General features: G+C 69.5%; 13 protein-coding genes and 1 pseudogene. 5 read left to right on the top strand and 9 right to left on the bottom strand.

All coding sequences use genetic code 11. The features are described from left to right. Positions 1-132: 132 nt before the first annotated feature. From ACFYPJ_RS03400 to ACFYPJ_RS03385, 4 genes are all read right to left on the bottom strand, one after another. Positions 133-1,203, bottom strand: coding sequence for a hypothetical protein (locus ACFYPJ_RS03400; protein ID WP_389009642.1), 1,071 nt, complete (start codon positions 1,201-1,203; stop codon positions 133-135). Positions 1,204-1,397: 194 nt separating this feature from the next. Beyond that, positions 1,398-2,195 (bottom strand): hypothetical protein, encoded by a 798-nt coding sequence (locus ACFYPJ_RS03395; protein WP_389009639.1) that lies wholly within the window; start codon positions 2,193-2,195, stop codon positions 1,398-1,400. Positions 2,196-2,353: 158 nt separating this feature from the next. After that, the gene (locus ACFYPJ_RS03390; RefSeq protein ID WP_389009636.1) at positions 2,354-3,481 is read right to left on the bottom strand and encodes a hypothetical protein; all 1,128 of its coding nucleotides are present in this window, start codon (positions 3,479-3,481) and stop codon (positions 2,354-2,356) included. A gap of 221 nt (positions 3,482-3,702) precedes the next feature. Further along, positions 3,703-4,938 (bottom strand): cytochrome P450, encoded by a 1,236-nt coding sequence (locus ACFYPJ_RS03385; RefSeq protein ID WP_389009633.1) that lies wholly within the window; start codon positions 4,936-4,938, stop codon positions 3,703-3,705. Positions 4,939-5,180: 242 nt separating this feature from the next. Here ACFYPJ_RS03385 and ACFYPJ_RS03380 point away from each other — a divergent pair, with 242 nt between their 5' ends. Beyond that, on the top strand, positions 5,181-6,350 hold the full coding sequence (locus ACFYPJ_RS03380; protein ID WP_389009630.1) for a steroid 3-ketoacyl-CoA thiolase: 1,170 nt from the start codon (positions 5,181-5,183) through the stop codon (positions 6,348-6,350). Here ACFYPJ_RS03380 and ACFYPJ_RS03375 read toward each other — a convergent pair. Both ACFYPJ_RS03375 and ACFYPJ_RS03370 read right to left on the bottom strand, forming a co-directional pair. Next, positions 6,334-6,588 (bottom strand): DUF397 domain-containing protein, encoded by a 255-nt coding sequence (locus ACFYPJ_RS03375; protein ID WP_389009627.1) that lies wholly within the window; start codon positions 6,586-6,588, stop codon positions 6,334-6,336. The genes ACFYPJ_RS03380 and ACFYPJ_RS03375 overlap by 17 nt on opposite strands. Further along, positions 6,569-7,396 carry a helix-turn-helix domain-containing protein gene (locus ACFYPJ_RS03370; protein ID WP_389009624.1) on the bottom strand — a complete coding sequence of 276 codons (828 nt, stop codon included), beginning with the start codon at positions 7,394-7,396 and terminating at the stop codon, positions 6,569-6,571. Before ACFYPJ_RS03370 ends, ACFYPJ_RS03375 begins: the two co-directional genes overlap by 20 nt. Positions 7,397-7,515: 119 nt before the next feature. Between ACFYPJ_RS03370 and ACFYPJ_RS03365 the strand changes: the two genes are divergently transcribed. Beyond that, complete coding sequence (locus ACFYPJ_RS03365) at positions 7,516-7,893, top strand: ATP-binding protein (RefSeq protein ID WP_389010132.1); 378 nt, start codon at positions 7,516-7,518, stop codon at positions 7,891-7,893. 1 nt (position 7,894) lies between these two features. Here the strand turns inward: ACFYPJ_RS03365 and ACFYPJ_RS03360 are convergent, their stop codons facing one another. The 3 genes from ACFYPJ_RS03360 to ACFYPJ_RS03350 form a co-directional block, all read right to left on the bottom strand. Next, positions 7,895-8,956, bottom strand: a complete 1,062-nt coding sequence (locus tag ACFYPJ_RS03360; protein WP_389009621.1) for a winged helix-turn-helix domain-containing protein — start codon at positions 8,954-8,956, stop codon at positions 7,895-7,897. Positions 8,957-9,240: 284 nt separating this feature from the next. Then, positions 9,241-10,965, bottom strand: a complete 1,725-nt coding sequence (locus ACFYPJ_RS03355) for a hypothetical protein (RefSeq protein ID WP_389009618.1) — start codon at positions 10,963-10,965, stop codon at positions 9,241-9,243. Further along, entirely contained in the window at positions 10,952-11,326 is a 375-nt protein-coding gene (locus ACFYPJ_RS03350) for a hypothetical protein (protein ID WP_389009615.1), read from the bottom strand. The genes ACFYPJ_RS03355 and ACFYPJ_RS03350 overlap by 14 nt, the downstream gene beginning before the upstream one ends. 53 nt (positions 11,327-11,379) lie before the next feature. Between ACFYPJ_RS03350 and ACFYPJ_RS03345 the strand changes: the two are divergent. The 3 genes and pseudogenes from ACFYPJ_RS03345 to ACFYPJ_RS03335 all read left to right on the top strand — a co-directional run. Next, positions 11,380-11,880: pseudogene (locus ACFYPJ_RS03345) on the top strand (hypothetical protein); the annotation flags it as partial. Between the two features lie 79 nt (positions 11,881-11,959). Further along, complete coding sequence (locus ACFYPJ_RS03340; RefSeq protein WP_389009612.1) at positions 11,960-12,484, top strand: hypothetical protein; 525 nt, start codon at positions 11,960-11,962, stop codon at positions 12,482-12,484. A 53-nt stretch (positions 12,485-12,537) separates the two neighbouring features. Next, positions 12,538-12,690, top strand: coding sequence for a hypothetical protein (locus ACFYPJ_RS03335; protein WP_389010171.1), 153 nt, complete (start codon positions 12,538-12,540; stop codon positions 12,688-12,690). Positions 12,691-12,698 lie beyond the last annotated feature (8 nt).

Here is a 12,698-nt window from a genome sequence, read left to right as displayed (position 1 = left end):
CTCCACCCGACCGACACCGCCCCCGCCGTGCAGCCACGGAACCCTGACCGCACCGGAGAGGCGGCGAACGGTCGTCCACCGGCACCGCCGAGCCGTTCCAGCAGTCCGGCATCCCCGGCAGACAGCGGTTTCTCACCGTGTCCGGGTGTGCCTTGTGCGGTGGCGGTACACCCGCGCCTCTCGGGCCGGTGGCTCGTCGCCGAAGCCTGCGGGCTGCGAAGGCGGCAGGTACGCCGTGGCCCCCGGGACCAGCGATTGTCCCCCGGCGGTGTTCAACTGCGGGTCCGCCACACGGCTGCTGCCCTCGCCGTAGGGGTTGTCCCAGGGCGAGTACGCCACCCGGTATCCCCCCTGAGCAGACGCGGGCGCTGCGATCGTCATCTCCCGCATCCCCTGCGACAGTGCGTCCACCGGGTACCCGTCGTATCCGCTCACGCCGAGCTCGACCGCATGGAACGGCCCAGGCCAAGAACCGGGCGCCGTCCACGCCGCGTCAGCGCCGTGGATCATGCCGCCGAGTCCGCTGCGTGTCACCGCGTCCGCGATTTCGTCCACGTCCACACCGTCGAAGTACCCATGCTGTGCCTCCCCCTGCTCAAGACTGACGCCGGTGCCCTGGTCCGCATACGACGACAAGGACTCGGCATGCCCCCCGTCCCCCTCGACATGCGGCAAAGACTTCAGCAGATCCTGAAAATGACGCGCCGTCTCGTAGGCTTGCCCGTGCAACCCCTCGGGCCCCATTGACGCCCTCACTCTGGAGTTCGTCAGGTCAAGCGCAGGATCGGCGATGAACGACGGCACCGACGCATGCTCCGGGCCACCCTCCAGCCGCACCACGACCGGCTTCCAACCCGGCCAACCGAGACTCGTCCGAGCCACCGCCACCCGCAACCCCGTCGGCGGCACCTCGGGCCACCCCAGCCGCTGCCGATAAAGCTCATACACCTGCTTCGCCGCAATCCTCGGCAGAGGCGATTCCTGCTCGACACGGTACCGTTCCCTCAGTGCCCGCGCCTTTTCTGCCTCCTCCTTCCGCATTTCTTCAGCGCGCCCCAAATCCCCCCCTGCCTTCTTCCGCTCCCGCACCGACTCCCTCTTAGCAGCGTTGTAGGCCGGGTTCTCCCTCTTTCTTCTTGCGGCCGATTCCCGATTGAGTCGGCGCCTTCTTTCGTCAGGGGTTTCATCGCTGTTCTGTGGCATGACGTTCCGCGCTCCTTCGTTCTCCGTGTGTTTGCGACCCCACGACAACTCGTCGCACCATTATCCGGTTCACCCACCCGTGCCGGATCTTCACTGCGCCCGACCTGCACTGTCGCGCCGTTCCAGCAGTCCGGCGTCCCGATCCTCAAGTCAGGTGCAACAGGAACCGGTAGACACGGTGACACCCGTGGCATTCAGCGCGAGCGTCGTTTCTCGACGCGGGAAGCCCCCACGGTGGTCGTGCTCACCGGAGCGGCCGTCTCCGGGCGCGGTGCGGGTGATGAGGACTGCCTGCTGTTCACTCCCGACGAATAGTCGGCAGCCGCCGACGCGACGGAGCTGTTGATGCCGCTGTGGCCCTGGATGGCGTTCGCCAGTGCCGAGGGCACATAGCCGAGTTGCTCGGCCAGCCTTTGCACCTCCGAATGAACCGGGCGCTCAGACCGGTCATTCGACTGCTTCAGGTCGTCGATCTGTGCCTGAACCTTCTTTCCCGCCCCGTACATTCGCTCCCGCAGCTCGTGTGGCAGCAGCTGTTCCTGCTCCGATCCCGGCAGCGGCCCTTCCTCCCTGTGCTCGCTGTGCTCCTCGATCTCCTGCTTCAGCTGCTCCGCCTCGCGCTGGTCGACCTCCTCGAATTCCTTCTGGGTCGCTCCCAGCTGCGGAACATCCGTAACCTCGGGGGCCACATACGTCAGCAGCTCCCCGGCAAGCTCCAGCATCCGCTCACTCAGATACCTCATCCCCTGCTGCCGCCCGCGCTCGCTCCGCTGGACCTCCAACCCCTGGCGACGTCCGTCGGGCGTCGCTTCCGGCAGAAGCCCCGACCATTCCTTCCGCCGTTCTAGCGAGTCCTCCCGCTGCCTCAACAGCTTCTGCAACTGTCCCAACAGTCTCTGCAACTGTTCCCGCCGTCGGTGCAGTTTCTCTGGGCTCCGCTGCTCCTGCTCCTGGTGTTCCTGTCCTTGGGCGAGTTCCTGCGGTATCGGCATGGTGACCATGATGCACGCCCGAGTGGAGGAAAGGAGCGCAGAAAAGGAAGTCGCCGATCGCTGACCGCGGCTGGTGCGATGACCGGAGTAAGGCGGCCCGACCGGGATTCCACGTTCAAACGAACATCACCGCTCAAGGTCGAACAGGCAGAGACTTCTTACCGTTTCTGGCTGGGCCTTGGGGGGGTAGTCGCCGACACCCGCCGGGCCACCGGCTCGTCGTTCCCTTGTGTCCCGGCGCTCCAGTCGGCGGGCGACTCAGCCAGCAGGTACTCCGTGGCCTGCAAAAACAGCGAAGGGGACACGGGGGTGTTCGACTGCGGGGACGCCGCGCTCCGGTCGGCGCCCGCACCGTAGACGTCGTCCCAGGACGAGTCCGCCACCTCATATCCCGCCTGAGCGGACGCAGTGGCTGCGATCGGCGTCTCCGTCATCCACTGTGGCAGCGCGTCCACCCCCGGAGGCTGGGCCTGCCACGCCCCCTCGGCATGCGCGTACCCGCCGTATCCATACGCATCGGGCGCGAACGCATCGACCGACTCAGGCCAAAAGTCGTACGCCACCAACGCCGCCTCAGAGCCAGCACCGTGGAGGGGGTCCTCAAGCCCCTCCGGCATCACTTCGTTCACGTTCGCGCCGAACATCATTACGTCCGTGTCCACGCCACCGGACATCGGCTCCGGGGGCCCGGGCTGTGCCTCCCCCTGCACCTGACGGACACCGACACCCTGACCCGCATCCGGAAACGCGGGCACGGCGTACTCCCCGGACGCCTCGACACCGAGCCAAGACTTCAGATCATTCTGCATGGACAACGCCGTATTGCAGACCTGCGCGTCCAACTTCCCCTCGGACAGCAATTCACGCAACACCTGGAGGTTGCGCAGGTCAAGCAAAGGATCGGCTATGAACGACGGCACCGACGCATCCGACGTGCCGTTCTTCGGCTGCGGCACGTTCAGCGGCACCACCAACGGCTTCCAACCCGACAGACCGAGACTCGGCCAAGCCAACGCCACCTGCACGGCCGGCGGCTCCTTGGGCCACCCAAACTGTTCCTGATAAGTCTCATAGACACCCTTTGCCACGCTCTGCAGCAGATTCCCGTCCTGCAGAACGCTTCTCCGTGCCCAACGGAGCAAATAGCGGACTCGGTATTTTTCCGGCATTTTTCCGAGCTCTGCCTTCACCACCTCAGTCCTCATCCTTTGCTCCCACGCCTGTAGCTTCGCGATTCGACTCCAGATGTCTTTTTCGGCTTCCGGAAAATCGTATTTCTCTCGCATTGCGCTCCGCGCCTCTTCGTTCCCCAGGTGTTTCCGACGCCCCTGCAACGCGCCGCACCAGCATCCGGTTCACCACGGCGTCCACCGGTGACTGCTGTACTTGACGTGGGAATATGGCATTCAGCGCGAGCGTCGGTTCTTGACGCGGGAAGCGGCCACGTTGGCCGTACTCGCCGGGCGGCGGTCTACGGGCGCGGTGCGGGTGACCGTGCCAGGGCCGGTCAGCCGGCGCTGACCTGAAGCTCCTTGACCCCGTTGATCCAGGCCGAGCGCAGCCGACGCGGGTCGCCGACCATGCGCAGGTTCGGCATGGCGCCCGCGATCGCCTGGAAGATCAGGTCGATCTCCAGCACCGCCAGGGACTTGCCGAGGCAGAAGTGCGGCCCACCGCCGCCGAACCCGAGGTGCGGGTTCGGGTCACGGGTGATGTCGAAGGAGTCCGGGGCGTCGAAGACGTCGGGGTCGTGGTTGGCGGAGGCGTAGAACAGGCCGACCCGGTCACCCTTCTTGATCCGCTGCCCGCCCAGTTCGGTGTCCTGGGTCGCGGTCCGCTGGAAGGAGTTGACGGGAGTGGCCCAGCGGACGATCTCCTCCGCCGTCGTGGCGGGCCGCTCGCGCTTGTAGAGGTCCCACTGGTCGGGGTGGGTGAGGAAGGCGTGCATGCCGTGGGTGATGGCGTTGCGGGTGGTCTCGTTGCCCGCGACCGCCAGCATGAGTACGAAGAAGCCGAACTCGTCCATGCTGAGGTTGCCCTCGCCCTCCGCGGCGACCAGCGTGGTGACGATGTCCTTGGCCGGGCACTGCTTGCGGTCGGCGGCCATGTTCATCGCGTACGCGATGATCTCGGTGGCCGACTCCGCGCCGATCTCCTCGGTGATCGCGTACTCCGGGTCGTCGTACGCGATCATCTTGTTGGACCAGTCGAAGATCTTGGTGCGGTCCTCCTGGGGTACGCCGATCAGTTCCGCGATGGCCTGGAGGGGCAGTTCGCAGGCGACCTCGGTGACGAAGTCGAAGGGCCCGGAGCGCGCCAGCGCTCCCTGGACTATCGCGTGCGCCCTGGCCCGCAGCCGGTCCTCCAGCGCACGGATGGCACGTGGCGTGAAACCGCGCTGCACGATCTGCCGGACCCTGGTGTGCTCGGGTGGGTCCATGTTGAGCAGGATCAGCCGCTGGACGTCGATGGCGTCCCGTTCGATGTGCTCGCCGAAGCGGATGATCGCGGTGTTGAGAGTGGAGGAGAAGATCTCCGGGTGGGTGGAGACGTACTTGACGTCCTCGTGGCGGGTCACCGCCCAGTAGCCGTCGTCGGCGAATCCGGCCAGGCCGTGCGGCTGGGGGATCCAGCGCACCGGCTCGGCCCGGCGCAGCTCGGCGAACTCCGGCAGGGGCACGCGGCTGTGCAGCAGATCGGGGTCGGTGAGGTCGAACCCGTCGGGCAGCGCGGGACAGGGCATGATCGGCTCACTCCCACCATTCTGACGAACCATCAGGAAAACCCGGTTGCCGCGAAGGTAGTAACGGGTTCTACAACTAGCAAGGCCCATGAGGACCCCAATTGCCCGCAACCCCCTTGCGGTCACGGACGGTCTGTCAGCAAACTGCACACAGAACTGATACGCGTTCTAGTTATGCGTGGCAGGGCCGGGCCGGGACGCCCGCGCGCCGCGCGGGTGACCGAGGAGAGGACGATTCCCCCATGGCCGCGGAACCCGTGATCGTCGAGGCCGTACGGACCCCCATCGGCAGGCGCGGCGGCGCGCTCGCCAACCTCCATCCCGCCTACCTCCTGGGCGAGACCTACCGAGAACTCCTGGGCCGCACCGGCATCCCCGCCGACTGCGTGGAGCAGATCGTCGGCGGCACGGTGACCCACGCCGGCGAGCAGTCCATGAACCCCGCGCGTACGGCCTGGCTGACCGCGGGCCTGCCGTACGAGACGGCGGCGACCACCGTGGACTGCCAGTGCGGCTCCTCGCAGCAGGCCGCGCACATGGTGGCGAACATGGTCGCGGGCGGCGTCATCGACGTCGGGATCAGCTGCGGCGTCGAGGCCATGTCGCGGGTGCCGCTCGGCTCCGGCTCGAAGCACGGTCCGGGCAAGCCGTTCCCCGACGAGTGGAACGTGGACCTGCCCAATCAGTTCGAGGCCGCCGAACGCATCGCCCGCAACCGCGGCCTGACCCGCGAGGACGTCGACCGGCTGGGGCTGCGCTCGCAGGAGCGGGCCGCGAACGCCTGGGCCGAGGAGCGCTTCAAGCGCGAGACGTTCGCCGTGCAGGTTCCCACCACCGAGGAGGAGCAGCACGCCGGGCAGGGCATGTGGCGGCTCGTCGACAAGGACGAGGGGCTGCGCGACACGTCCATGGAGGCGTTGGCCGGGCTGAAGCCGGTCATGCCGACGGCCATCCACACGGCGGGCAACTCGTCACAGATCTCGGACGGCGCGGCGGCCATCATGTGGGCGTCGAAGCGGATGGCGCGGGCGCTGAAGCTGCGCCCGCGGGCCCGGATCGTCGCGCAGACGCTGGTGGGCGCGGACCCGCACTACCACCTGGACGGCCCGATCGACGCGACCAACGCCGTGCTCGGCAAGGCCGGGATGTCCCTGAAGGACATCGACCTCGTCGAGATCAACGAGGCGTTCGCATCGGTGGTGCTGAGCTGGGCCCGGGTCTTCGACCAGGACCTGGCGAAGGTCAACGTGAACGGCGGTGCGATTGCGCTCGGGCACCCGGTCGGAGCGACCGGGGCCCGCCTCATCACCACGGCGCTCCACGAACTGGAGCGCGCCGACAAGGAGTTCGCGCTGATCACGATGTGCGCGGGCGGTGGGCTGGCCACCGCGACGATCATTCAGCGGCTGTAGTCCACGCCAGGAACTCCGTGAACACCGCGGGCTCGAACGCCAGGTGCGGGCCCGCGGGGTTCTTGGAGTCGCGGACGGCAACGGTGGGGCAGGGAGCCTCAGCAATCTCTACGCAGCTGCCGCCCTGATCACCGCTGTACGTCGACTTGCGCCAGGCCAGGGTGCCGAGGGTCGCACACTCGACACAGTCACCGCCCTGATCACTGCTGTAGCTGGACTTACGCCAGTTGCTCTCCATAGCGGTCCTCCATCACGCGCCGGATCAAATCCGCCGAGTCCTTGAGGGACAGCGCGGCGGCCCGCAGATGATCGTAACGGAGCGAGCAATCCTTGACGGTTTCCGGGTTGGCGGTTGGATGCCCGCTTCCGTAGCCCTCGGTATAGACGATGGTCGGATCGCTGGAGAAGCGGTAGAGGTTGAATGAGCCGGTCAGTCCCGCGTGCGCACCGGCCGAATATGGCAGCACCTGAACGTTGATCCGCGGATTGTTCTCGAACGAGTTCAGGTGGGCCAGTTGTCCACGCATGATCTCGGGGTCGCCGATCTTCTGATGCAGGGCTGCCTCGCTGAGGACCAGCCAGAAGACCGGCGGCTTCGGCTTCTCGAAGATGCGCTGACGGGCCAGCCGTACCGCGGTGCGGTCTTCGAGGTCGGTGTCATCCAGCGCACCAAGCACGGCCCGTACGTACTCAGGGGTCTGCAACAGTCCGTGGACCATGCCCATATGGAAGGTGCAGATCTCCTCCGCCCGCGCCTCCAGCTCCGCCACCTGCCGAAACCAAGCCGGAAGTTGCGACCGCATCACCAGCTCGACCAGGCGCGACAGCAGGCCGCCCGTTTCCAGGGCCGTGTCCGCCCGTTCGCTGAACTCCTGCGTCGGCAACTTCCGCGCGGTTTCGATCTGGCCGACCAGCGACCCCGTGTAGTTGAGGATGTCCCCGAGCTGCCGCTGTGTCAGTCCCGCGGCCTCTCGGTGGCGGCGCAGTTCGAAGCCGAAGTAGTCGAGCGGCGAGGCGCCCGGGTCGAGGACGTTGATGTGGGTCACGTTGGATCCCCTCTCGCGCAACCCGGTCCACAGCGGGACCCGTTGTGTCTGTTCCATAGCCGAGCGTAGTCTCGGCAGGTCAGCCTCGTTGCGTGAACTTCAATATTCCCCATTACCGCATGAGCCTCACCGTCGGAGAGCACTCCGTACGGCACATCCGCAACATCGTCCGTTCGCTGCTGCACGACTGGGGGCGGGCCGAGCTGACGGACGCCGTGGAGCTGGGCGTGACCGAGCTGGTCACCAACGTCGTACGGCATGTGCCCGACCGCCGCTGCGTCCTGCTGGTGCAGCGGCGCAGGGCGGTCGTCCGGGTGGAGGTGACCGACGGGTCGCCCGAGCTGCCGCTCGTCTCGTTCGGGCCGGCGCTGGACCGGGAGGGCGGGCGCGGGCTCGTCCTGGTGGACGCGGTGGCCGACAAGTGGGGCGTCGAGCCGCGGCCCGGCGGCGGGAAGACCGTGTGGTTCGAGTGCGGGACGGGCCCGTCGGCCCCGTGATTCAGCACATGGACACGTGATGCGCGATCTCGATCGTGCCCGCGGCCCACTTGGCGCCCGTAACGGGCCGCAGCCTGCGGTCCGGGCGCTGGGCGGCGCGGGCGCGGCCCTGGCGGGCGACGAGCCGGTCGCCCTCGGACGTGCGCTGGTAGTACACGCGGTTGCCCTCGCGTATCCGGTTGAGCAGGCCGACTCGGTGCAGCCGGGTCAGGTGGTACGAGACGGTCGAGGCGGTCATGTGGTGCCGCTCGGCGAGTTCGATGGTGATCCGGGGTCTGTCCAGATCCGACAGCAGGAGGAAGCGGGCCTGCCCGATGACCTGGCCCAGCGAGTCCGACGCCATGGGATCCGCCGCCGGCCGGATGCCACTCCGGCCGGAACTCACCGGGTAGGTGAGGTGTGTTCCGTCCTCGCCCCACGGGTCGGTGCGCAGGAGCCACGTCGTCGCCAGCGGGGCGGGACACAGGGTGATCCGGCCGGTCTCGCGCACCTGGAGGGTGCGCGGGTCCTGGATGCTGAGGGTGCCGGAGTCGTAAGTGAGCGCCGGATGCAGGGAGTTGAGGGTGGCGGCCAGTCCGTGTTCGGCGATGGCGGCGGCGCGGTGCCGGATGTCGCCCTCGGCCGCCTGGCGTACGGAGTTCCAGCGGGCCGACACGCTCGCCGACCAGAACCGGCCCAGTTCCCGGGCGATCCGCTGGGCGAACGCCCCCTCCCCGGCCTCCAGGGCCGCGGTGATCTTCCGCAGGTCGGCCGGCTCCGGCCCCCGGACGGCCCGTACCGAGTCCAGGAACCTTCCCATCTGGCGTGCGACGACCCGGCTCGGGGCCGTGGCCACCGCGTGCAGCTCCACGTCGAGCGAGCCGTGGTCCGCCGTACCCGCGAACAGGAAACCCGGCACGTAGTTCTGCTTCACCCGCCGCAACGCCATGAGCAGACCCCCGTCCTGGCGCAGGGAGGTCTCCCGTACCGCTCGTTCCAGCTTGAGCCCGCCGACGGAGGTGAGGCCGAAACCGAGCAGGGAGCCGAGCTGTTCCAGCGGGGAAACCACGAACGTGGTGGACATGAGAGCGTCCGAGGTCAGATAAGCGGAAATCACACAATCCCCCATTGTTGACTGCCACACACCGCCGGCCGGGTCGGCGACCAGCGGAAGGGACGCGTGCAGCGGTCTCGGAAGGCCCCCGCCACCGTCCGTTCGGATCCTCACACGACGACGGGATTTCCTCCATATCGAATCGGACACCCACACATGCCGAGCAAAGAAAAAAAGGACGGAAGCGCCTTCACCCGGCAAAAAGAATCGTCAGATACGGGACATTCGAGCCTGATCAAAAGACTCCGTGCGCCTCAGCGCGCACAGTGCCCGGGACGCGCGTACACGACGACCTGCGCACCGCGTACCCGGATCCGCTCGCACTCCTCGAAGGACGACCGCAGGGTCCGCCGTTTGACCTCCTCCTGCGGGAAGGGGTCGAGCGGCTGCCCGGCGGGATCGGCCAGCGCGATGACGCGGTCCGCCGACAGGATGCGCTGCCGGACGGCCGCGGCGGGCAGTTCGGTGCCTTGCAGGGTGCGCGAGGCGGCCGGGGATCCGGCGAGCGCCAGGTCGTCCAGGCGGTCGAGGACGGACGGGTACGACAGCAGCCACTCGCGTCGCCGGGCGGGCATGAACAGGACGCCGTCGCCGTCGCGCGCGGTCCGCTCGACGGCGTGGGTGACGGCGACCACGTCGTCCTTGCGGCTCTGAGGGGAACGGACCAGCAGCGACCACGGCAGCAGCACCGCGACGGCCAGGGCGACCACCGCACAGGCGGTCAGCGCGCGCGCCACCGGGCGCAGCCGGTGGCGCCGCCGTACGGCGCGGGCCAGGACGGCACCGGCGGGCAGCGCGAGACCGGCCATGCAGTACAGGACGTACCGGTCGACGTACCACGGCTTGACGAGGGAGACCGCCATGAGCAGTCCGACCGGGGCGATCAGCAGCGGGAGGGCGAGGGCGGTCAGGGTGCCGGAGGCGGCGGCGCCGGAGCGGCGTCCGAGGAACCGGCACAGCAGCAGGCCCGCGACGGAGAGCGCGGCGAACTGGAGCCACGCGTTCAGGCTCGGCCGGCCCAGCCAGCCCAGTTGCTGGTCCGCCTGGCCCGCGCTCACCGCCGCCAGCGGGAGCACGCTCAGCGCCGCGCAGGCCGCCGCGAGGGCCCAGGGGCGCCAGGTCCGCCGAGGCACGCGCAGCCGCCACAGGGTCAGCGCATGGGCCACGAGCGCCAGGACGGCGAACTCGTGCAGCCAGCTCGCGAGGCCGAGCGTGAGCGCGTACGCCACCCACCAGCGGGCCCGGGAGACTCCGCGCCCGCCTTCGGAACTGCGGTCGCCCGTGCCCTCCGTACCGCCTGCGGGAGTGCGATCGGCCCTGCCCTCGGTGCCGCCTTCGATGCCGCGCAGGAAGAAGTACGTCCCCCAGGTGACACCCGCGGTGACCAGGGCGTAGGAGCGGCCCTCCTGCGCGTACTGCTGCGTCACCGGCAGCAGCGCGAAGACGAGACCGGCGAGCAGGCCCGCGAGCCGCCCGGACAGTCGCCCGCCGATCGCCGCGACCCCGGCCGCCGCCAGCGCGGTCGCCGCCACCGAAGGCAGCCGCAGGGCGACGAGACCGCCGTCCCACAGGGCGAACACGGCGTGCATGACGAGGTAGTACAGGCCGTGCACGGCGTCGATGTGGCCCAGCAGACCCCACAGGTCGCCGAGCGAGCGATGGGCCACCTGGTAGGTGACCGACTCGTCGCGCCACATGCTGTCCTGCCGGTCGATCCCCCACAGGCCGAGGGCCAGCGCGACCGCGGCCGGGACGGACACCGCCACCGCCCGGCCGCGACCGCCGCTCCGCGGCGTCACGGCAGGTGGGGCGTCGGCCTGTGGGGGATCGACCGGGGCGACGAGCCCGGCGTCGTCTTGCCGAATGATGGTCTTCTCCTTGCGCAGTCGAGTGGTGGTCGGCGGGGTGGTCGTCGGTCGGGTGGTGGCCGGTCGAGCGGCGGTCGGTCCGGGGGTGCTTTGCGGGTCAGCAGTGGTCACCGCGTTCGTACACCTCGATCCGTGCGCTGCTGACGGTGCTGCGCTCGCACCGGGTGAAGTGGTCGCGCAGTGCCGTCTCCTTCGCCTCCTCCCGCCCGTTCGCCTCCCTGCGTTCACGTGCGGGTTCCCGCACCACGATGATCCGTGAGACGCGCAGGATCCGGTTCCGGATGCCTGCGGGCGGAAGTTCCGTGCCGTAGAGCGTGTGCGAGGGGTGCGGCGCGGCGGCCGGCGCGAGGTCGTACACACCGTACGCGGCGGGCTCCCGGCCGAGCGTCCACACCCGGCGGCTGCCCGGCAGGAACAGCACGCCGTCGCCGGGGGCCGCCGTCTGCCGTACGGCGCGGGAGACGGCCGCCACGTCGTCGGTCCGGCTCGCCGGGCCGCGTCGCGGGGAGCCCCACCTACCGGGACATGGCCGCCCGCGCCGGGTACTCCGCCCCCACCCTGTCCGGCGCCGCCACGGGCGAACGGCTGCCGTCGCTGCCGGTGACGCTGGCCTACGTCGAGGTCTGCGGCGGCCCGCGCGAGGAGTGGGAACGGCGCTGGCACACCCTCGCCGACGAGCTGTCCGCCCGGCCGGTCGCCGCGGACGAGGACGAACCGCCGCCCTACCGCGGGCTCGCCCGGTACGGCACGCAGGACGGCGCCCTGTTCTTCGGGCGCGACCGGCTGGTGGCGGACCTCGTCGGCCTGGTCCGCGAGCACCGCTTCGTCGCGGTCGTCGGGGCCTCGGGCAGCGGCAAGTCCTCGCTGCTGCGCGCGGGACTCGTCCAGGAACTCCGCCACCTCGGCGAGCGGGACGGCCGGCCGGCCGCCGTCCGGATCTGCACGCCCGGCCCGAGCCCCCTGCGGACCCATGCCGCGCTGCTTGAGCCGGTGCCGGGCGATGCGGACACCGTGCTGGTGGTCGATCAGTTCGAGGAGGTCTTCACGCTCTGCCAGGACGCGGCGGAACGCGCGGAGTTCACTGACGGCCCGGATCGTCGCCGACGTGGCCCAGGAGCCGGGGGCGTTGCCGCTCATGTCGCACGCCCTGCTGGCACTGTGGCGACGGCGGCGGTCCCGCACGCTGACCCTGGAGGCGTACGAGGCGATCGGCGGCGTCCAGGGCGCCGTGGCCCACACCGCCGAGGAGGTGTTCGCGGGTTTCACGGCCGTACGGACCGCACTCGCCCGGGGAATGCTGCTGCGGCTGATCACTCCGGGCGAGGGCACCCCGGACACCCGGCGGCCGGCCGAGCGGGCCGAGCTGACCGGGTCCGAGGAGGCCGAGCAGGTGCTCGAAGCCCTCGTCCGGGCACGGCTGCTGACCGTCGACGGCACCGGCGTGGACCTCACGCACGAAGCGCTCATCACCGCCTGGCCACGGCTGCGCGACTGGGTGGAGAGCGACCGCGAGCGGATGTGCCTGCAGCGGCGGTTGACCCGGTCCGCCAAGGAGTGGGAGGAACTGGGCCGGGATCCCGGTGCCCTGTACCGGGGTGCCCGCTGCTGGCCGCGCGGGACGCGTTCCTGACGGCGGACGGGCCGGCGCCCGATCTGACCCCGTTGGAACGGGAGTTCCTGACGGTGAGCGTGCGCACCGGGCGGTTCGTCCAGCCGGCGGCCCTGGTCCGGCTCCGGCGCTTCGTGCGCAGCCGCTGGTGGCCGGTGTTGCGGCTGGCGGTGCTGTGCGCGGCCGTGCTGTGGACGGTGTGGTTCCTCAACCGCGACCATCCGTGACCGGGCCG

It is taken from the genome of Streptomyces sp. NPDC006012 (genome assembly GCF_042871185.1).
Taxonomy (GTDB): Bacteria; Actinomycetota; Actinomycetes; order Streptomycetales; family Streptomycetaceae; genus Streptomyces.
Note: the sequence above shows the minus strand (reverse complement) of the source record. Positions and strands in the feature narration are given on the sequence as shown.

Coding starts and splice junctions, on each gene's coding strand:
- ACFYPJ_RS03395 (WP_389009639.1), bottom strand. CDS start 2,195: ATGCCGATACCGCAGGAACTCGCCCAAGGACAGGAACACCAGGAGCAG.
- ACFYPJ_RS03360 (WP_389009621.1), bottom strand. CDS start 8,956: ATGTCCACCACGTTCGTGGTTTCCCCGCTGGAACAGCTCGGCTCCCTG.
- ACFYPJ_RS03400 (WP_389009642.1), bottom strand. CDS start 1,203: ATGCCACAGAACAGCGATGAAACCCCTGACGAAAGAAGGCGCCGACTC.
- ACFYPJ_RS03375 (WP_389009627.1), bottom strand. CDS start 6,588: ATGGAGAGCAACTGGCGTAAGTCCAGCTACAGCAGTGATCAGGGCGGT.
- ACFYPJ_RS03365 (WP_389010132.1), top strand. CDS start 7,516: ATGAGCCTCACCGTCGGAGAGCACTCCGTACGGCACATCCGCAACATC.
- ACFYPJ_RS03390 (WP_389009636.1), bottom strand. CDS start 3,481: ATGCGAGAGAAATACGATTTTCCGGAAGCCGAAAAAGACATCTGGAGT.
- ACFYPJ_RS03385 (WP_389009633.1), bottom strand. CDS start 4,938: ATGCCCTGTCCCGCGCTGCCCGACGGGTTCGACCTCACCGACCCCGAT.
- ACFYPJ_RS03380 (WP_389009630.1), top strand. CDS start 5,181: ATGGCCGCGGAACCCGTGATCGTCGAGGCCGTACGGACCCCCATCGGC.